The sequence below is a fragment of the Enterobacter sp. SGAir0187 genome (assembly GCF_002952735.2).
Lineage (GTDB): Bacteria > Pseudomonadota > Gammaproteobacteria > Enterobacterales > Enterobacteriaceae > Enterobacter > Enterobacter quasiroggenkampii.
In genome coordinates this window covers 1,646,200-1,666,370 of sequence record NZ_CP025034.2, presented here as the reverse complement: position 1 = coordinate 1,666,370, position 20,171 = coordinate 1,646,200, and the positions used below count along the sequence as shown (strand labels likewise).

Here is a 20,171-nt window from a genome sequence, read left to right as displayed (position 1 = left end):
CGCCGTTCAGAGAGACTTAGGGTCTTGCTGGCGGCGTTTTGCTTTTATCTGGTCTAACTTTTCGGGCATCTCATGAAGCATTTAACACTCCTCGGCTCAACCGGCTCTATCGGTTGCAGTACTCTCGACGTCGTTCGCCATAATCCTGAACTTTACACCGTGACAGCGCTGGTGGCCGGTAAGAATGTGCAGCGAATGGTTGAGCAGTGCCTGGAGTTTACACCCCGCTATGCGGTGATGGATGACGAAGAGAGCGCGCGCCTGCTGAAAGCACAGCTGCTTGAGAAGGGCAGCCGAACCGAGGTGCTGAGTGGTCAACAGGCGGCCTGCGAGATGGCGGCGCTGGATGACGTGGATCAGGTGATGGCGGCCATCGTCGGGGCGGCAGGATTATTGCCGACGCTTGCCGCGATTGATGCCGGTAAGGACGTTCTGCTGGCCAATAAAGAGTCGCTGGTGACCTGCGGACGCCTGTTTATGGAGGCGGTGAAGCAGCATGGGGCGCGTCTTTTGCCGGTCGATAGCGAGCACAACGCGATTTTTCAGAGTTTACCGCAACCTTTTCAACAGAACCTGGGGTACGCTGACCTGGAGCAGAATGGCGTCGTGTCGATTCTGCTTACCGGGTCTGGTGGCCCGTTCCGTGAAACGCCACTGTCTGAACTGCGCGCCATGACGCCGGATCAGGCGTGCCGGCATCCGAACTGGTCGATGGGGCGTAAAATCTCCGTTGACTCTGCCACCATGATGAACAAAGGTCTGGAATACATTGAAGCGCGCTGGCTGTTCAATGCGTCAGCGAAACAGATGGAAGTACTGATTCACCCGCAATCGGTGATTCATTCGATGGTGCGTTATCAGGATGGCAGCGTGCTGGCGCAGTTGGGCGAACCGGATATGCGTACGCCAATTGCCCATTCCATGGCGTGGCCGAATCGAGTGAAGTCCGGCGTGAAGCCGCTTGATTTCTGCAAGTTAAGTTCCCTGACGTTCAGTGAGCCAGACTATGACCGCTACCCTTGTCTGAAGCTTGCGATGACGGCCTTTGACCAGGGGCAGGCGGCGACAACGGCACTGAATGCAGCCAATGAAATTACCGTTGAAGCATTTCTGAGTCAGCAAATTCGTTTTACCGATATCGCGGCGTTGAATTTAGCGGTACTGGAGATGATGGATTTGCGCGAACCACAGAGCGTGGAAGAGGTGCTGGCGGTGGATGCAGCTGCGCGTAATATTGCGCGCCAACAGGTGACACGTCTCGCAAGCTGGTGATAAAGCAACCACTAGTCGTCGTGCTATTTGTTAGCGTTGGGCTTCAGTGATATAGTCTGCGCCACCTGATCGCAGGTATTTGACTTAATGTGGTCAGGTGAGCCGTGGTTTGACACGGCTTTTTTATGTATCGGCTTCAGTATTCCTGAGTACCGTTAAATCCTTTTCAGGGACAAAAAACGCGTTATGTTGTCTGCGAATCAACCAATAAGCGAAAACTTGCCAGCGCATGGCTGCCGTCATGTAGCAATCATTATGGATGGCAATGGCCGCTGGGCGAAAAGACAAGGGAAGATACGAGCCTTTGGGCATAAAGCTGGGGCGAAATCTGTTCGCCGCGCCGTTTCTTTTGCCGCCAATAACGGCATTGATGCGTTAACGCTCTATGCTTTTAGCAGTGAAAACTGGAATCGACCACTGCAGGAAGTGACTGCGTTGATGGAATTGTTTGTGTGGGCGCTAGACAGCGAAGTAAAAAGCCTGCACCGCCACAACGTCCGCCTGCGTATCATTGGCGATACCAGTCGTTTTAACTCACGTTTGCAGGAACGGATTCGCAAAGCAGAAGCGCTGACGGAAAATAATACCGGACTGACGCTGAATATTGCGGCGAATTACGGCGGACGCTGGGATATTATCCAGGGCGTTCGGCATCTGGCCGAACAGGTTCAGGAAGGGCTGTTGAGACCCGACCAAATTGATGAAGAGGCGCTGAGCAAGCAAATCTGCATGAATGAACAGGCACCTGTGGATTTGGTAATTAGGACAGGGGGGGAACATCGCATAAGTAACTTTTTGATATGGCAAATTGCCTATGCTGAACTTTACTTTACGGATGTTCTTTGGCCCGATTTTGATGAACAAGACTTTGAAGGTGCGCTGCATGCCTTTGCCAATCGAGAGCGTCGTTTCGGCGGCACCGAGCCTGGTGGCGATAACGCCTGATGGGGGTAGCTTTTGCTGAAGTATCGCCTGATTTCCGCTTTTGTATTAATACCCATTGTCATTGCGGCGCTGTTTTTACTGCCCCCGGTGGGATTCGCTATTGTTACGCTGGTGGTGTGCATGCTCGCCGCGTGGGAATGGGGACAGTTTAGCGGCTTTACCTCGCGCACGCAGCGAGTATGGCTTGCGGTACTGTGTGGCTTTATCCTGGCCATCATGCTGTTTATGTTGCCTGAATATCATCATGATATTCATCAGCCCCTGGTGGCCGGTTCCTTGTGGATATCGTTGGCCTGGTGGGTGGCCGCGCTGTTGCTGGTGCTGTTTTATCCCGGCTCCGCGGCGTTATGGCGTCATTCAAAAGTGCTGCGACTGATTTTTGGTTTGCTCACCATTATTCCTTTTTTCTGGGGTATGGTTGCGCTGCGCGCCTGGCACTACGACGAAAACCACTACAGCGGTGCGATCTGGCTGCTTTATGTGATGATTCTCGTCTGGGGGGCTGACTCCGGGGCCTATATGTTTGGTAAACTGTTTGGCAAACATAAGCTGGCACCGAAGGTTTCTCCGGGCAAAACCTGGCAAGGATTTATCGGCGGTTTGTTTACGGCCGCGATCATCTCCTGGGGCTACGGCGTCTGGGCGAATCTTGAAGTGGCACCGTCAATACTGCTGGTGTGCTCGATTTTTGCTGCGCTTGCCTCCGTGCTCGGTGATTTAACCGAAAGTATGTTCAAGCGTGAAGCAGGGATTAAGGACAGTGGACACCTGATTCCAGGGCATGGCGGTATACTGGATCGCATTGATAGCCTGACAGCGGCGGTTCCCGTGTTTGCGTGTTTGCTTTTACTGGTATTCGGGACGATTTAACGGAAGGTTTTATGCTGAGCATTCTCTGGAATCTGGCGGCGTTCATAGTTGCACTGGGTGTACTGATTACCGTGCATGAATTTGGCCATTTCTGGGTTGCTCGCCGCTGTGGCGTGCGCGTAGAGCGCTTTTCCATCGGTTTTGGTAAATCACTCTGGACGCGCACCGATCGCCACGGCACGGAATTTGTCATCGCCCTTATCCCGCTGGGCGGCTACGTCAAAATGCTCGACGAACGCGTCGAGCCTGTCGCGCCTGAGCTGCGACACAGCGCATTCAACAATAAAACCGTTGGACAACGCGCCGCCATCATCGCTGCCGGACCGGTAGCCAACTTCATCTTTGCGATTTTCGCTTACTGGCTGGTGTTTATCATCGGCGTCCCTGGCGTACGTCCGGTGGTCGGTGAAATTGCCCCCAACTCCATTGCGGCGAGTGCGCAAATTACATCCGGGATGGAACTTAAAGCGATTGATGGTATCGAAACCCCTGATTGGGATGCCGTGCGACTGCAGTTGGTTGCTAAAATTGGCGATCCGCAGACCACCATCAGCGTATCGCCGTTTGGGTCAGACGCCCGTCAGGACAAAGTGCTCGATTTACGTCACTGGCGTTTCGAGCCAGACAAAGAGGATCCCGTCGCTGCGCTGGGCATTCGTCCACGCGGCGCACAGATCGAGCCGGTATTAGCCGAAGTCCAGGCCAACTCGGCGGCGAGCAAAGCGGGTTTGCAAGCAGGCGACAGGATCGTTAAAGTCGATGGTCAACCATTAACAGAGTGGATGACCTTTGTTACTCTGGTGCGCGATAATCCGGGGACGTCTCTCGCGCTGGAAGTTGAAAGGCAGGGCAGTCCGCTTTCGCTGACGCTGATCCCGGATACGAAGTCGGTCGGCAAGAAGGCAGAAGGGTTTGCAGGCGTTGTGCCAAAAGTGATCCCGCTGCCAGATGAGTACAAGACAATACGCCAGTATGGGCCGTTCAGCGCCATCCTTGAAGCCACGGATAAAACATGGCAACTGATGAAGCTGACGGTCAACATGTTGGGGAAATTGATAACCGGTGATGTGAAACTGAACAACCTCAGTGGGCCAATTTCGATTGCTCAGGGGGCTGGGATGTCAGCGGAATTCGGGGTGATTTACTATCTCATGTTCCTCGCGCTCATTAGCGTGAACCTTGGGATAATCAACCTGTTCCCGCTTCCCGTTTTAGACGGGGGTCATCTGCTGTTTTTAGCGATTGAAAAGCTAAAAGGCGGACCGGTATCCGAGCGAGTTCAAGACTTTAGTTATCGCATTGGCTCGATTTTGCTGGTGCTGTTAATGGGGCTTGCACTTTTCAATGATTTCTCTCGGTTGTAAGAGAGTTAGTTAGGAAGAACGCATAATAACGATGGCGATGAAAAAGTTGCTCATAGCGTCGCTGCTGTTTAGCAGCGCCACCGTATACGGTGCTGACGGGTTCGTAGTGAAAGACATTCATTTCGAAGGCCTTCAGCGTGTCGCCGTTGGTGCGGCCCTCCTCAGTATGCCTGTGCGCCCCGGCGATACGGTTAATGATGATGATATCAGTAACACCATCCGTGCTCTGTTTGCCACCGGCAACTTCGAGGATGTCCGCGTCCTGCGCGATGGTGATACGCTGCTGGTACAGGTAAAAGAACGTCCAACGATCGCCAGTATCACTTTCTCCGGCAACAAGTCGGTGAAAGATGACATGCTCAAGCAAAACCTTGAAGCATCCGGTGTTCGTGTGGGGGAGTCTCTGGACCGCACAACTCTTTCAGACATTGAAAAAGGTCTGGAAGACTTCTACTACAGCGTCGGTAAATACAGCGCCAGCGTGAAAGCGGTTGTCACTCCGCTGCCGCGTAACCGTGTTGACCTGAAGCTGGTCTTCCAGGAAGGTGTTTCTGCGAAGATCCAGCAGATCAACATTGTTGGTAACCACGCGTTCAGCACCGACGAACTGATCTCCACCTTCCAGCTGCGCGATGAAGTGCCGTGGTGGAACGTGGTAGGCGATCGCAAATACCAGAAACAGAAACTGGCGGGCGACCTGGAAACCCTGCGCAGCTACTATCTGGATCGTGGTTACGCGCGTTTCAATATCGACTCGACTCAGGTGAGTCTGACGCCGGACAAGAAAGGCATCTACATTACGATCAACATCACGGAAGGCGATCAGTACAAGCTTTCGGGTGTTGAGGTGAGTGGTAATCTGGCGGGGCATTCTGCTGAAATCGAATCGCTGACCAAAATTCAGCCAGGCGATCTCTATAGCGGATCCAAGGTCACCAAAATGGAAGACAGCATTAAGAAGCTGCTCGGCCGCTATGGTTATGCCTATCCGCGCGTACAGACTCAGCCGGAAATCAATGACGCGGATAAAACCGTTAAGCTGCACGTGAATGTTGACGCGGGTAACCGTTTCTACGTGCGTAAGATCCGCTTCGTCGGTAACGACACCTCTAAAGACTCCGTTCTGCGTCGCGAAATGCGTCAGATGGAAGGTGCATGGTTAGGTAGCGATCTCGTTGATCAGGGTAAAGAGCGTCTGAACCGTCTGGGCTATTTTGAAACGGTGGATACCGACACCCAGCGCGTACCGGGCAGCCCGGATCAGGTTGATGTCGTTTATAAAGTGAAAGAGCGTAACACCGGTAGCTTCAACTTCGGTGTGGGCTACGGTACCGAAAGCGGCGTCAGCTTCCAGGTCGGCGTGCAGCAGGATAACTGGCTGGGTACGGGTTACTCTGTCGGAATTAACGGTACCAAAAACGACTACCAGACCTACTCTGAGTTCTCTGTAACGAACCCATACTTCACCGTTGACGGTGTGAGCCTGGGCGGTCGTGTCTTCTATAACGACTTTAAAGCAGACGATGCGGATCTGTCCTCGTACACCAACAAGAGTTACGGTGTGGACGGTACGCTTGGCTTCCCGATTAACGAATACAACACCCTGCGTGCGGGCTTAGGTTACGTGCATAACGACCTGTCCAATATGCAACCGCAGGTGGCGATGTGGCGTTATCTGGATTCTATTGGCCAGTCGGCTAGCAAAAACAGCGATAACAACGGTTTCGCTGCGGATGACTTCACCTTCAACTACGGCTGGACCTATAACCGTCTCGACCGTGGCTACTTCCCAACGGAAGGTTCTCGCGTCAACCTGAACGGTAAAGTCACCGTGCCGGGCTCCGATAACGAGTTCTATAAGGTGACGCTGGATACCGCGTCCTACTTCCCGATCGATGACGATCATAAGTGGGTGGTTCTGGGACGTACCCGCTGGGGCTATGGTGATGGTTTAGGCGGCAAAGAGCTGCCGTTCTATGAAAACTTCTATGCGGGTGGTTCGAGCACCGTTCGTGGCTTCCAGTCCAACAACATTGGTCCGAAAGCGGTCTATTACGGCGGGAACGACAAAGATAACTGCGATAAGTCTTCCTCATCTGAAGTCTGTAGTTCTGACGATGCGGTGGGCGGTAACGCGATGGCCGTTGCCAGCCTGGAGTTCATCACCCCAACGCCGTTTATCAGCGATAAATATGCGAACTCCGTCCGTACGTCCTTCTTCTGGGATGCGGGCACGGTGTGGGATACCAACTGGCAGAATACGGCCCAGATGCGTGCGGCAGGTGTTCCTGACTACAGCGATCCGAGCAATATTCGCATGTCTGCCGGTATCGCATTACAATGGATGTCACCGCTGGGGCCGTTGGTCTTCTCTTACGCCCAGCCGTTTAAGAAATATGATGGAGATAAGTCGGAGCAATTCCAGTTTAACATTGGTAAAACCTGGTAATAATCCGCAGCAAAGGAATGCGTTGGCAGTGTAGCGCTGACAACTGGCGATCGGTAAAACGATCGCCTTGCCACGCAAAGAACGGTACCTTCTGGTGCCAATGGGATGGTAAGGAGTTAATTGTGAAAAAGTGGTTATTAGCTGCAGGTCTCGGTTTAGCGATGGCAACTTCTGCTCAGGCAGCAGACAAAATTGCAATCGTCAACATGGGTAATTTGTTCCAGCAGGTTGCACAGAAAACAGGTGTTTCTGCGACTCTGGAAAACGAATTCAAAGGCCGTGCAAGCGAACTGCAGGGTATGGAAAACGATCTTCAGTCCAAAATGCAGCGTCTGCAGCGTGATGGTTCTACCATGAAAGCAAGCGACCGCAGCAAGCTGGAAAAAGACGTAATGGCTCAGCGCCAGGCGTTCTCCCAGAAAGCGCAGGCTTTCGAGCAGGATCGTCAGCGTCGTTCTAACGAAGAACGCGGCAAGCTGGTGACTCGCATTCAGACCGCTGTTAAAGCAGTGGCTGCCGATCAGAGCATCGATCTGGTTGTTGATGCGAACGCCGTTGCTTTCAACAGCAGCGATGTTAAAGACATCACCGCTGATGTTCTGAAACAGGTTAAATAAGTAATGCCTTCAATTCGACTGGCTGATTTAGCTCAGCAGTTGGATGCTGAATTACACGGTGATGGCGATATCGTCATCACCGCTGTTGCGTCCATGCAATCTGCTAAAGCTGGCACGATTACCTTCATGGTAAGCCCTAAGTACCGTGAGCAACTGGCTCAATGCCAGGCGTCTGCTGTTGTTCTGACGCAGGACGATCTTCCGTTTGCCACTAGCGCGGCACTGGTAGTGAAAAATCCCTACCTGACGTATGCACGCATGGCTCAAATTCTTGATACCACGCCGCAGCCGGCCCAGAACATTGCTGCCAGTGCAGTGATTGATCCCACGGCGCAGCTGGGTAACAACGTTGCCGTGGGCGCCAACGCGGTTATTGAGTCCGGCGTCGTGCTGGGTGATAACGTCGTCATTGGCCCAGGTTGCTTCGTTGGGAAAAATACGAAAATCGGCGCGGGGACCCGTTTATGGGCCAATGTGTCCGTATACCATGACGTTGAAATTGGCGAAAACTGCCTCGTCCAGTCCAGCACCGTGATTGGTTCTGATGGCTTTGGTTACGCTAACGATCGCGGTAACTGGGTTAAGATCCCGCAGCTTGGTCGCGTGATTATTGGCGATCGCGTGGAGATCGGTGCCTGTACCACCATTGACCGTGGCGCGCTTGACGACACGATCATTGGCAATGGTGTTATCATCGATAACCAGTGCCAGATTGCGCATAACGTTGTGATTGGCGACAATACCGCAGTTGCGGGTGGCGTCATCATGGCGGGCAGCCTGAAAATTGGCCGTTATTGCATGATTGGCGGTGCGAGCGTGATTAATGGCCATATGGAAATCTGCGACAAGGTGACCGTGACGGGAATGGGCATGGTAATGCGTCCTATCACTGAACCTGGCGTCTATTCTTCCGGCATTCCGCTTCAGCCCAACAAGGTATGGCGTAAAACAGCAGCTCTGGTGATGAACATTGATGATATGAGCAAGCGCCTCAAGTCCCTTGAGCGTAAGATCGATCAACAAGACTAAGCGTCATCCGTTTAACGCTATTTTTCCCGGCCTGTCGGCTTTCTAATAAACCGGCAGGCCGTGTTATTATTGTTATCAGTACATTTTGACAGGAAGAGTATTTTGACTACTGACACTCATACTCTGCATATTGAAGAGATTTTAGAACTTCTGCCGCACCGCTACCCGTTTCTGCTGGTAGACCGTGTGCTGGATTTTGAAGAAGGTCGTTTTCTGCGCGCAGTGAAAAATGTTTCCGTGAACGAGCCGTTCTTCCAGGGGCACTTCCCTGGTAAGCCTATCTTCCCGGGTGTGTTGATTCTGGAAGCAATGGCTCAGGCTACCGGTATTCTGGCGTTCAAAAGCGTCGGCAAACTGGAGCCAGGTGAGCTGTATTACTTCGCGGGTATTGATGAAGCGCGCTTTAAGCGCCCTGTCGTGCCTGGTGATCAGATGATCATGGAAGTCACTTTTGAAAAAACGCGTCGTGGCCTGACTCGCTTCAAAGGCGTAGCGCTGGTTGACGGCAAAGTTGTTTGCGAAGCGACGATGATGTGTGCTCGTAGCCGGGAGTCCTGATACGTGATTGATAAATCCGCCTTTATTCATCCTACCGCGATTGTGGAAACCGGTGCCATCATTGGTGCTAACGTCCACATTGGCCCGTTTTGTATTGTTGGACCCCATGTCGAAATTGGTGAGGGTACAGTACTGAAATCTCACGTTGTCGTGAATGGTCACACGACCATTGGCTGCAATAACGAGATCTATCAGTTCGCCTCCATCGGCGAAGTTAACCAGGATCTGAAATATGCTGGTGAGTCGACCCGTCTGGAAATTGGCGATCGTAACCGTATTCGCGAAAGCGTCACCATTCATCGTGGAACAGTACAGGGTGGTGGGTTGACGAAGGTGGGCAGCGATAACCTGTTTATGGTGAATGCGCATATCGCGCACGACTGTACCGTGGGTGACCGCTGTATTCTTGCCAACAACGCCACGCTGGCAGGACACGTATCGGTTGATGACTTCGCCATTATTGGCGGCATGACCGCAGTCCATCAGTTCTGCATCATTGGTGCGCACGTGATGGTCGGTGGATGCTCCGGTGTGGCGCAGGACGTCCCACCGTATGTGATTGCGCAGGGCAACCATGCCACGCCGTTTGGCGTGAACATCGAAGGCCTCAAGCGTCGTGGCTTTAGTCGCGAAGCGATTACTGCCATCCGCAACGCGTACAAACTGCTGTACCGCAGCGGTAAAACGCTGGAAGAGGCGAAGCCGGAAATTGCCGAACTGGCGAAAAAGCACCCGGAAGTGGACGCGTTCATGGAGTTCTTTGACCGTTCAACAAGGGGTCTGATTCGTTAATGGTCGACAGTCGTCCGCTTACGATAGCCCTGGTCGCCGGAGAAACCTCCGGCGATATTCTTGGTGCAGGTCTCATCCGTGCGCTTAAGGCGCGTGTACCCAATGCTCGCTTTGTCGGCGTTGCTGGCCCGCTGATGCAGGCCGAAGGCTGTGAAGCCTGGTACGAAATGGAAGAGCTGGCCGTGATGGGTATCGTTGAGGTGCTGGGACGGCTGCGCCGTTTGCTGCACATTCGTGCCGATCTCACCCGCCGCTTTACCGAACTCAAACCCGATGTGTTTGTCGGTATCGATGCACCTGATTTCAATATTACCCTCGAAGGGAACCTGAAAAAGCAGGGTATTAAAACCATTCACTACGTCAGTCCGTCCGTCTGGGCGTGGCGACAGAAACGCGTTTTCAAAATCGGACGGTCCACCCACCTGGTGCTGGCTTTCCTGCCTTTCGAAAAAGCGTTTTACGACAGATTTAATGTTCCGTGCCGTTTTATCGGTCATACCATGGCGGATGCAATGCCACTGGATCCGGATAAAAACGCGGCGCGCGACGTGCTGGGTATCCCCCATGATGTGCACTGTCTGGCCTTGCTGCCGGGCAGCCGTGGCGCAGAAGTGGAGATGCTGAGCGCTGATTTCCTCAAGACAGCGCAAATTCTCCGCCAGACGTACCCCGATCTCGAAGTGGTCGTGCCGCTGGTGAATGCCAAACGCCGCGAGCAGTTTGAGCGCATCAAAGCAGACGTCGCCCCGGATCTTCACGTCCGTCTTCTGGACGGGCAAGGGCGGGAAGCAATGTATGCGAGCGATGCCGCACTGCTGGCCTCCGGCACGGCGGCGCTGGAGTGTATGCTGGCGAAATGCCCGATGGTGGTCGGTTATCGCATGAAGCCGTTTACCTTCTGGCTGGCAAAACGTCTGGTGAAAACGGATTATGTCTCCCTGCCAAACCTGCTTGCCGGGCGCGAGCTGGTGAAAGAGCTGTTGCAGGATGAGTGCCAGCCGCAGGCGTTGGCGGAGGCGCTGCTGCCGCTACTCGCCAACGGTAAAACCAGCCACCAGATGCACGATACCTTCCGCGAACTGCATCAACGGATCCGCTGTCATGCTGATGAGCAAGCGGCCGATGCGGTGCTGGAGTTAGCAAAATGATGGAATTTGTTTATCCTCACACCCACCTTGTGGCGGGCGTGGATGAAGTGGGTCGTGGTCCGTTAGTGGGAGCCGTGGTGACCGCTGCGGTGATCCTCGATCCGGCTCGGCCGATCGTCGGGCTGAACGATTCTAAAAAATTGTCTGAAAAGCGCCGGCTGGCGCTGTTTAGTGAGATTCAGGAGAAAGCGCTGGCCTGGAGTCTCGGGCGCGCTGAACCGCATGAGATAGACGAGCTGAATATTTTGCACGCCACGATGCTGGCGATGCAGCGTGCGGTAGCGGGGCTGAAAATCGCCCCTGAATATGTCCTGATTGACGGCAACCGCTGTCCGGCATTGCCCATGCCTTCAATGGCAGTGGTCAAGGGCGATAGCCGGGTCGCAGAAATTAGCGCAGCTTCTATTATTGCCAAAGTGACACGCGACGCCGAAATGGCCGCGCTGGACCTCACTTACCCTCAGTATGGTTTCGCCCAGCATAAGGGATATCCCACACCTTTCCACCTGGAGAGGCTGGCTGAACATGGCGCAACCGAACACCATCGGCGCAGTTTTGGCCCGGTGAAACGCGCCCTGGGACGGGTGTCCTGAATCATTACGCAAGCAATTAAGTAACGCGGAATCTGAAGATGGCTGAACCACGTTTCGTACACCTGCGGGTGCATAGCGACTACTCCATGATCGATGGGCTGGCGAAGACCGGGCCGCTGGTAAAAAAGGCGGCCTCCCTTGGCATGCCCGCGCTGGCGATCACCGATTTTACCAACCTGTGTGGCCTGGTGAAGTTCTACGGAACGGCGCACGGCGCGGGGATGAAGCCCATCGTCGGTGCAGATTTTCATGTGCAGAGCGATCTCATCGGCGATGAAATGACGCAAATCTCCGTGCTGGCGATGAACAACACGGGTTATCAAAACCTCACCCTGCTTATCTCAAAAGCCTATCAGCGCGGCTATGGCGCGCTGGGGCCGTGGATCGACCGTGACTGGCTGGCCGAGCTGAACGAAGGGCTGCTGCTGATCTCGGGTGGCCGTATGGGTGACGTCGGCAAATGTCTGCTGCGCGGCAATAGCGCGCTGGTGGATCAATGCGTCTCGTTCTATGAAGAATATTTCCCGAATCGTTATTACCTGGAGTTGATCCGTACCGGCCGTCAGGATGAAGAGAGCTATCTTCATGCAGCGGTGGCGCTCGCAGAAGAGCGCGGGTTGCCCGTGGTGGCCACCAACGACGTGCGGTTCCTTGAGGCGGGTGATTTCGACGCGCATGAGATTCGCGTGGCGATCCATGATGGTTTCACCCTCGACGATCCGAAGCGACCGCGTAATTACTCTGCACAACAGTACATGCGCAGCGAAGAGGAGATGTGTGAGCTCTTCTCCGATATCCCCGAAGCGCTGGAAAACAGCGTAGAGATTGCCAAGCGCTGCAACGTCACCGTCCGCCTCGGCGAATACTTCCTGCCGCAGTTCCCGACGGGAGACATGACCACGGAAGATTTCCTGGTCGCGAAATCAAAAGAAGGTCTGGAAGAGCGTCTGGAATTCCTGTTCCCGGATGAAGAAGAGCGTAAAAAGCGTCGCCCTGAATATGACGAACGCCTGGACATTGAACTCCAGGTGATCAACCAGATGGGCTTCCCGGGCTACTTCCTGATCGTTATGGAGTTTATCCAGTGGTCGAAGGATAACGGCGTGCCGGTAGGTCCGGGGCGTGGCTCCGGTGCAGGTTCGCTGGTGGCGTATGCGCTAAAAATTACCGACCTCGATCCGCTGGAATTCGACCTGCTGTTCGAACGTTTCCTCAACCCGGAACGTGTCTCGATGCCCGACTTCGACGTTGACTTCTGTATGGAGAAACGCGACCAGGTGATTGAGCACGTGGCCGATATGTACGGCCGTGACGCAGTATCGCAGATCATTACGTTCGGTACGATGGCGGCGAAAGCGGTTATCCGTGACGTGGGCCGCGTGCTGGGCCACCCGTACGGGTTTGTCGATCGCATCTCTAAACTGGTGCCGCCGGATCCGGGCATGACGCTGGCAAAAGCCTTTGAGGCTGAACCGCAGCTGCCGGAAATTTACGAAGCGGACGAAGAAGTCAAAGCGCTGATCGACATGGCGCGCAAGCTGGAAGGCGTCACGCGTAACGCCGGTAAGCATGCAGGGGGCGTGGTTATCGCCCCGACTAAAATTACGGATTTTGCACCGCTTTACTGCGATGAAGCGGGGCAACACCCGGTTACCCAGTTTGACAAGAACGACGTAGAATACGCCGGGCTGGTGAAGTTTGACTTCCTTGGCCTGCGTACGTTGACCATCATTAACTGGGCGCTGGAGATGATCAACGCCCGCCGCGAGAAGAACGGCGAGCCGCCGTTGGATATCGCGGCCATCCCGCTGGATGACAAGAAAAGTTTCGACATGCTGCAGCGCTCGGAGACCACCGCCGTCTTCCAGCTTGAATCCCGCGGCATGAAAGATCTGATTAAGCGTCTGCAGCCCGACTGCTTCGAAGATATGATCGCACTGGTTGCCCTGTTCCGTCCGGGCCCGCTGCAGTCAGGGATGGTAGATAACTTTATCGACCGTAAGCACGGGCGCGAAGAGATTTCCTACCCGGACGTTCAGTGGCAGCACGAAAGCCTGAAGCCGGTGCTGGAGCCCACCTACGGCATCATCCTGTACCAGGAACAGGTGATGCAGATCGCCCAGGTGCTTTCCGGCTATACCCTCGGCGGCGCGGACATGCTGCGTCGTGCGATGGGTAAGAAAAAGCCGGAAGAGATGGCCAAGCAGCGCTCTATCTTTGAAGACGGTGCGAAGAAAAATGGCGTCGACGGCGAGCTGGCGATGAAAATCTTCGACCTGGTGGAGAAATTCGCCGGGTACGGATTTAACAAATCTCACTCCGCCGCCTATGCTTTGGTGTCGTATCAAACGCTGTGGCTGAAGGCGCACTATCCTGCTGAGTTTATGGCTGCGGTAATGACCGCGGACATGGACAACACCGAGAAGGTGGTAGGGCTGGTGGATGAGTGCTGGCGCATGGGACTGAAGATCCTGCCGCCGGATATCAACTCGGGTCTTTACCATTTCCACGTCAATGACGACGGGGAGATCGTCTACGGGATCGGCGCGATCAAAGGCGTGGGTGAGGGGCCGATCGAGGCGATCATCGAAGCGCGTAACAACGGCGGCTATTTCCGCGAGCTGTTCGATCTTTGCGCCCGTACCGATACCAAAAAACTGAACCGCCGCGTGCTGGAAAAACTGATCATGTCCGGCGCGTTCGACAGGCTGGGGCCGCATCGCGCCGCGCTGATGAACTCGCTGGGCGACGCCCTGAAAGCGGCGGATCAGCACGCGAAAGCGGAAGCCATTGGCCAGGCGGATATGTTCGGGGTGCTGGCGGAAGAGCCGGAGCAGATTGAACAGTCGTATTCCAACTGCCAGCCGTGGCCAGAACAGGTGGTGCTGGACGGCGAGCGTGAAACGTTAGGCTTGTACCTGACGGGTCACCCGATCAACCAGTACATTAAAGAAATTGAGCGCTATGTCGGCGGCCACAGGCTAAAAGACATGCATCCGACAGAACGTGGTAAAATCACCACGGCTGCGGGGCTCGTGATTGCTGCAAGGGTTATGGTCACCAAGCGCGGCAATCGTATCGGCATCTGTACGTTGGATGACCGTTCCGGGCGTCTGGAGGTGATGCTGTTCACCGACGCGCTGGATAAATACCAGCAATTGCTGGAAAAAGACCGCATACTTATCGTCAGCGGACAGGTCAGCTTTGATGACTTCAGTGGGGGGCTTAAAATGACCGCCCGCGAAGTGATGGACATTGACGAAGCCCGGGAAAAATATGCTCGCGGGCTTGCTATCTCGCTGACGGACAGGCAAATTGATGACCAGCTTTTAAACCGACTCCGTCAGTCTCTGGAACCCCACCGCTCGGGGACAATTCCAGTACATCTCTACTATCAGAGGGCGGATGCACGTGCGCGGTTGCGCTTTGGTGCAACGTGGCGTGTCTCTCCGAGCGATCGTTTACTGAACGATCTCCGTGGCCTCATTGGTTCGGAGCAGGTGGAACTGGAGTTTGACTAATACAGGAATACTATGAGTCTGAATTTCCTTGATTTCGAACAGCCGATTGCTGAGCTGGAAGCGAAAATCGATTCTCTGACAGCGGTAAGCCGTCAGGATGAAAAACTGGATATTAACATCGACGAAGAAGTGCATCGTCTGCGCGAGAAAAGCGTAGAACTGACGCGCAAAATCTTTGCCGATCTCGGCGCATGGCAGGTGGCCCAGCTGGCTCGCCACCCACAGCGTCCGTACACCCTGGATTATGTCCGCCTGGCGTTTGACGAATTTGACGAACTGGCAGGCGATCGCGCATACGCTGACGATAAAGCTATCGTGGGCGGTATCGCGCGTCTGGACGGGCGCCCGGTGATGATCATTGGTCATCAGAAAGGTCGTGAAACCAAAGAGAAAATCCGTCGTAACTTCGGTATGCCAGCCCCAGAAGGCTACCGTAAAGCCCTGCGTCTGATGGAGATGGCTGAGCGTTTCAACATGCCAATCATCACCTTCATCGACACCCCGGGTGCCTACCCTGGCGTGGGCGCGGAAGAGCGCGGTCAGTCTGAAGCCATCGCGCGCAACCTGCGCGAGATGTCTCGTCTGAAGGTGCCGGTCATCTGTACCGTTATCGGTGAAGGGGGTTCCGGTGGCGCGCTGGCGATTGGCGTGGGTGATAAAGTGAATATGCTGCAGTACAGCACCTATTCCGTTATCTCCCCGGAAGGCTGTGCGTCCATTCTGTGGAAAAGTGCCGACAAAGCACCTCTGGCTGCCGAAGCGATGGGCATCATTGCACCACGTCTGAAAGAGCTTAAGCTGATCGATTCCATCATCCCGGAACCGCTGGGTGGTGCACATCGTAAGCCGGAAGTGATGGCCGCGTCCCTGAAAGCGCAGCTGCTGGCCGATCTGGCCGACCTGGACGTGCTGAGCAAAGAAGATCTGCTCAACCGCCGTTACCAGCGTCTGATGACTTACGGCTACGCGTAAGCTTCACAATTATCTGAAAAGCCGCACAATGTTGCGGCTTTTTTTATACCTGCGGTTTAGCCGGACTATGCTTAGCTAATGTTTTTTAAGGAGGAAGCCCATGAATATCATTGCCGTTATGGGGCCACACGGCGTCTTTTATAAAGATGAGCCGATTAAGGAGCTGGAGCAAGCCCTGCAGTCGCGCGGGTATCAGCTAATCTGGCCGCACAACAGCGCCGATCTGCTGAAGTTCATCGAGCATAACCCGCGTATCTGTGGCGTGATCTTCGACTGGGATGAATATGACCTCGAACTGTGCAGCGACATCAACAAGCTGAACGAATATCTCCCGTTGTACGCCTTTATTAATACCCACTCAACCATGGACGTCAGCGCCAATGATATGCGTATGGCGCTGTGGTTCTTTGAATATTCCCTCGGCGTGGCGGAAGACATTGCGACCCGCATTCAGCAGTACACGAATGAATATCTCGATAACATTACGCCACCGTTTACCCGGGCGCTCTTCACCTACGTGAAAGAGGGAAAATATACCTTCTGTACGCCGGGCCATATGGCGGGAACGGCCTACCAAAAAAGCCCGGTGGGCTGTCTGTTCTATGATTTCTTTGGTGGCAACACGCTGAAAGCGGACGTGTCCATTTCAGTCACCGAATTAGGCTCGCTGCTGGATCATACCGGCCCGCATCTGGAAGCCGAAGAGTATATCGCCCGCACCTTTGGCGCCGAGCAGAGCTATATGGTGACCAACGGCACCTCGACCTCGAACAAAATCGTCGGAATGTACGCTGCGCCTGCGGGCAGCACCCTGCTGATTGACCGTAACTGCCATAAGTCGCTGGCGCACCTGCTGATGATGAGCGACGTCGTACCGCTCTGGCTGTCACCCACGCGTAACGCGCTCGGTATTCTTGGTGGTATTCCGCGCCGGGAGTTCATGCATGAAGCCATTGAAAGCAAGGTCGCGGCAGTGCCTGGCGCAAGCTGGCCTGTCCATGCGGTGATCACCAACTCGACCTATGACGGTCTGCTGTACAACACGAACTGGATCAAAAAGACGCTGGACGTGCCGTCGATCCACTTCGATTCCGCATGGGTACCGTACACCAATTTCCACCCGATTTACGCGGGTAAGAGCGGCATGAGCGGTGAGCGCGTGCCGGGTAAAGTATTCTTCGAAACGCAGTCGACGCACAAAATGCTGGCAGCATTTTCCCAGGCTTCGCTTATCCACATCAAAGGTGAGTACGACGAAGACACGTTCAACGAAGCCTTTATGATGCACACTACCACTTCACCGAGCTACCCGCTGGTGGCGTCTATCGAAACGGCCGCGGCGATGCTGCGCGGCAATCCGGGCAAACGTCTCATCAACCGTTCGGTGGAGCGCGCGCTGCATTTCCGCAAAGAGGTTCAGCGGCTGAAAGAGGAAGCCGACGGCTGGTTCTTTGATATCTGGCAGCCGGAAGAGATTGATGAGGCGGAGTGCTGGCCCGTCTCGCCCGGCGAAGACTGGCATGGTTTCCGGGATGCCGATTGCGACCATATGTTCCTCGACCCGGTAAAAGTAACGATCCTGACGCCAGGCATGGATGAGCAGGGAAAGATGAGCGAGGAAGGTATTCCGGCCGCGTTGGTCGCGAAATTCCTTGATGAACGTGGCGTGGTGGTGGAGAAGACCGGGCCCTATAACCTGCTGTTCCTGTTCAGTATTGGTATTGATAAAACCCGGGCGATGGGGCTGTTGCGCGGTCTGATGGAGTTCAAGCGCGCCTACGATCTCAACCTGCGGGTGAAGAACATGCTGCCGGATCTCTATGCGGAGGATCCCGACTTCTACCGTAATATGCGCATTCAGGATCTGGCCCAGGGGATCCACAGGCTGATCCGTCAGCACGATCTGCCGCGTCTGATGCTTCAGGCGTTTGATGTGTTGCCGGAGATGAAGTTTACCCCGCACAAGGCGTGGCAACGCCAGGTGAGAGGGGAGGTCGAAACCGTCGAGCTGGAAAATCTGGTCGGGCGCGTATCGGCCAACATGATCCTGCCTTACCCGCCGGGCGTACCGCTCCTGATGCCAGGAGAGATGATTACCGAGGAGAGTCGGGCCGTGCTCGATTTCCTGCTGATGCTCTGTTCGGTAGGGCGTCACTACCCCGGTTTTGAGACGGATATCCACGGTGCGAAGCGCGACGAAAACGGCGTTTACTGGGTGCGAGTCCTAAAATAAGGGTGACCGCTTGCATGGTGCGGGTTTTCGGTTGTAACGTTCAGGCATCATAAAAAGGAGAAGCTATGCTGGGTTTAAAAGCTGTTCATCATATTGCGATCATTGCGACCGATTACGCGAAAAGTAAGGCCTTCTACTGCGACATTCTCGGCTTTACGCTGTTGAGCGAGGCGTACCGTGAGGAGCGCGACTCCTGGAAGGGCGACCTGGCGTTAAACGGGCAGTATGTGATTGAACTGTTCTCTTTTCCTTTTCCGCCTGCGCGTCCGTCCCGCCCGGAAGCCTGCGGCCTGCGCCATCTCGCCTTCAGCGTCGATGACCTGGATAGCGCAGTAAAACATCTGGAAGCGCACGGCGTGACGTGTGAAGCAATCCGCGTCGATCCGTTCACCGACAAGCGCTTTACCTTTTTCAACGACCCGGACGGCCTGCCGCTGGAGCTTTATCAGCAGTAATCTTCGTCCTGTGTGATAATGCCCGCTCAGTTCGGGCATTTTTTATGTGTAATTCCCTATGACCTTACCCGCTATCGCACACGCCGTTTCACCGTACCGCCAGCTGCTGGTGGGGTTTAGCGGCGGCCTGGATTCCACCGTTCTGCTCCATCGTCTTAAACGCTGGCGCGACCAGGAGCCTGACGTCCAGCTGCGGGCGATACATATTCATCACGGATTAAGTCCTCACGCAGAGGAGTGGGTGGCGCACTGCGAAGCCTTGTGTACGGCATGGGCGATCCCGCTCCTCGTCGAGCGCGTCACGCTTGAGGAGGAAGGGCTGGGCATTGAGGCACAGGCGCGTAAAGCCCGCTATGCCGCGTTTGCCGGGGCATTACGTACAGGAGAAGTACTGGTTACGGCCCAGCATCTGGACGATCAGTGTGAAACCTTTCTGCTGGCGCTTAAGCGGGGAAGCGGACCGGCGGGGCTTTCTGCCATGCCGGCGCGTTCGGCATTTGCCGGCACAACGTTACTGCGTCCGCTGCTTGGCGAGACGCGCGCCTCGCTTGAAGCCTGGGCGCGAGAACATCAGCTGAGCTGGATCGAAGATGAGAGTAACCAGGATGACGGCTATGATCGTAACTTTCTGCGTCTGCGCGTCCTCCCGCTATTGAGCGAGCGCTGGCCGCATTTTGCCGACGCGACGGCAAGAAGCGCTATGCTGTGCGCCGAACAGGAATCGCTGCTTGACGAGCTGTTGAGTGACGAGCTGGCTGAACTGATTTCTGAAGACGGAGCGCTGGCGATTGCACCGCTGACAGCGATGAGCCCGGTACGTCGCGCAGCGCTGCTACGACGCTGGCTGGCCTCTCATCACGCTGCGATGCCGTCGCGGGCGATGCTGAGTCGTATCTGGGACGAGGTTGCCCTTGCGCGGGATGATGCTTCCCCGCGCGTCCATCTGAACGGTTTTGACGTAAGACGCTATAAAGGGGAGCTCTGGTGGGTAAAATCAACGCCCTGCCTGACCGGTATGGTGCTCGACTGGCTTTCTCCTGAGCTTCCGCTGATATTGCCCGCTGAGGCAGGACGTGTCTCTCTTATATCGTCTGGTCATGTGCGGCTGCCGAAGCCAGGTGAAGCGGTCACCGTGCGCTTTAAGGCCGGCGGCATGCTGCATATTGTCGGGCGTAACGGAGGTCGGAAGCTGAAGAAAATCTGGCAGGAGTGCAACGTGCCGCCGTGGCTGCGCGACACCACGCCGCTGTTGTTCTATGGTGAAACGTTGATTGCTGCAGCAGGGGTTTTCATCACGGAAGCGGGATGGGCGGAAGACGGGGTCAGGTTTGAGTGGCAGAAAGCGTAACGGGC

At 54.9% G+C, this 20,171-nt stretch carries 16 protein-coding genes; all 16 read left to right on the top strand.

What is annotated here, in order from left to right:
* The first annotated feature begins 72 nt into the window (after positions 1-72).
* The 16 genes from ispC (at position 73) to tilS (ending at position 20,166) form a co-directional block, all read left to right on the top strand.
* Complete coding sequence (ispC, locus tag CWR52_RS08070; RefSeq protein WP_104949345.1) at positions 73-1,272, top strand: 1-deoxy-D-xylulose-5-phosphate reductoisomerase; 1,200 nt, start codon at positions 73-75, stop codon at positions 1,270-1,272.
* Between the two features lie 186 nt (positions 1,273-1,458).
* Positions 1,459-2,217: a (2E,6E)-farnesyl-diphosphate-specific ditrans,polycis-undecaprenyl-diphosphate synthase gene (gene ispU / locus CWR52_RS08065; RefSeq protein ID WP_047651476.1), complete on the top strand. Its 759-nt coding sequence runs from the start codon at positions 1,459-1,461 to the stop codon at positions 2,215-2,217.
* 12 nt (positions 2,218-2,229) lie between these two features.
* Entirely contained in the window at positions 2,230-3,087 is an 858-nt protein-coding gene (gene cdsA / locus CWR52_RS08060; RefSeq protein WP_063620841.1) for a phosphatidate cytidylyltransferase, read from the top strand.
* 11 nt (positions 3,088-3,098) lie between these two features.
* Complete coding sequence (gene rseP, locus CWR52_RS08055) at positions 3,099-4,451, top strand: sigma E protease regulator RseP (RefSeq protein ID WP_024907524.1); 1,353 nt, start codon at positions 3,099-3,101, stop codon at positions 4,449-4,451.
* 31 nt (positions 4,452-4,482) lie between these two features.
* Positions 4,483-6,900 (top strand): outer membrane protein assembly factor BamA, encoded by a 2,418-nt coding sequence (gene bamA, locus CWR52_RS08050; protein ID WP_104949344.1) that lies wholly within the window; start codon positions 4,483-4,485, stop codon positions 6,898-6,900.
* Between the two features lie 122 nt (positions 6,901-7,022).
* Positions 7,023-7,517, top strand: coding sequence for a molecular chaperone Skp (gene skp / locus CWR52_RS08045; protein ID WP_023334576.1), 495 nt, complete (start codon positions 7,023-7,025; stop codon positions 7,515-7,517).
* A gap of 3 nt (positions 7,518-7,520) precedes the next feature.
* Positions 7,521-8,546 carry a UDP-3-O-(3-hydroxymyristoyl)glucosamine N-acyltransferase gene (lpxD, locus tag CWR52_RS08040; protein ID WP_104949343.1) on the top strand — a complete coding sequence of 342 codons (1,026 nt, stop codon included), beginning with the start codon at positions 7,521-7,523 and terminating at the stop codon, positions 8,544-8,546.
* Between the two features lie 102 nt (positions 8,547-8,648).
* Positions 8,649-9,104, top strand: a complete 456-nt coding sequence (gene fabZ, locus CWR52_RS08035) for a 3-hydroxyacyl-ACP dehydratase FabZ (RefSeq protein WP_010426706.1) — start codon at positions 8,649-8,651, stop codon at positions 9,102-9,104.
* 3 nt (positions 9,105-9,107) lie between these two features.
* Positions 9,108-9,896, top strand: coding sequence for an acyl-ACP--UDP-N-acetylglucosamine O-acyltransferase (gene lpxA, locus CWR52_RS08030; protein ID WP_045907839.1), 789 nt, complete (start codon positions 9,108-9,110; stop codon positions 9,894-9,896).
* Complete coding sequence (lpxB, locus tag CWR52_RS08025; protein WP_104949342.1) at positions 9,896-11,044, top strand: lipid-A-disaccharide synthase; 1,149 nt, start codon at positions 9,896-9,898, stop codon at positions 11,042-11,044. The genes lpxA and lpxB overlap by 1 nt, the downstream gene beginning before the upstream one ends.
* Positions 11,041-11,637, top strand: coding sequence for a ribonuclease HII (rnhB, locus tag CWR52_RS08020; protein ID WP_045907841.1), 597 nt, complete (start codon positions 11,041-11,043; stop codon positions 11,635-11,637). Before lpxB ends, rnhB begins: the two co-directional genes overlap by 4 nt.
* A gap of 38 nt (positions 11,638-11,675) precedes the next feature.
* On the top strand, positions 11,676-15,158 hold the full coding sequence (gene dnaE, locus CWR52_RS08015) for a DNA polymerase III subunit alpha (RefSeq protein ID WP_045355195.1): 3,483 nt from the start codon (positions 11,676-11,678) through the stop codon (positions 15,156-15,158).
* A 12-nt stretch (positions 15,159-15,170) separates the two neighbouring features.
* Positions 15,171-16,130, top strand: coding sequence for an acetyl-CoA carboxylase carboxyl transferase subunit alpha (gene accA, locus CWR52_RS08010; RefSeq protein ID WP_008501895.1), 960 nt, complete (start codon positions 15,171-15,173; stop codon positions 16,128-16,130).
* Between the two features lie 100 nt (positions 16,131-16,230).
* The gene (locus tag CWR52_RS08005; protein ID WP_104949341.1) at positions 16,231-18,363 is read left to right on the top strand and encodes a lysine decarboxylase LdcC; all 2,133 of its coding nucleotides are present in this window, start codon (positions 16,231-16,233) and stop codon (positions 18,361-18,363) included.
* A 65-nt stretch (positions 18,364-18,428) separates the two neighbouring features.
* A complete protein-coding gene (locus tag CWR52_RS08000) occupies positions 18,429-18,818 on the top strand; it encodes a VOC family protein (RefSeq protein ID WP_008501893.1) in 390 nt (129 codons plus the stop codon).
* Between the two features lie 58 nt (positions 18,819-18,876).
* Complete coding sequence (gene tilS, locus CWR52_RS07995; protein WP_104949340.1) at positions 18,877-20,166, top strand: tRNA lysidine(34) synthetase TilS; 1,290 nt, start codon at positions 18,877-18,879, stop codon at positions 20,164-20,166.
* Positions 20,167-20,171: the final 5 nt, after the last annotated feature.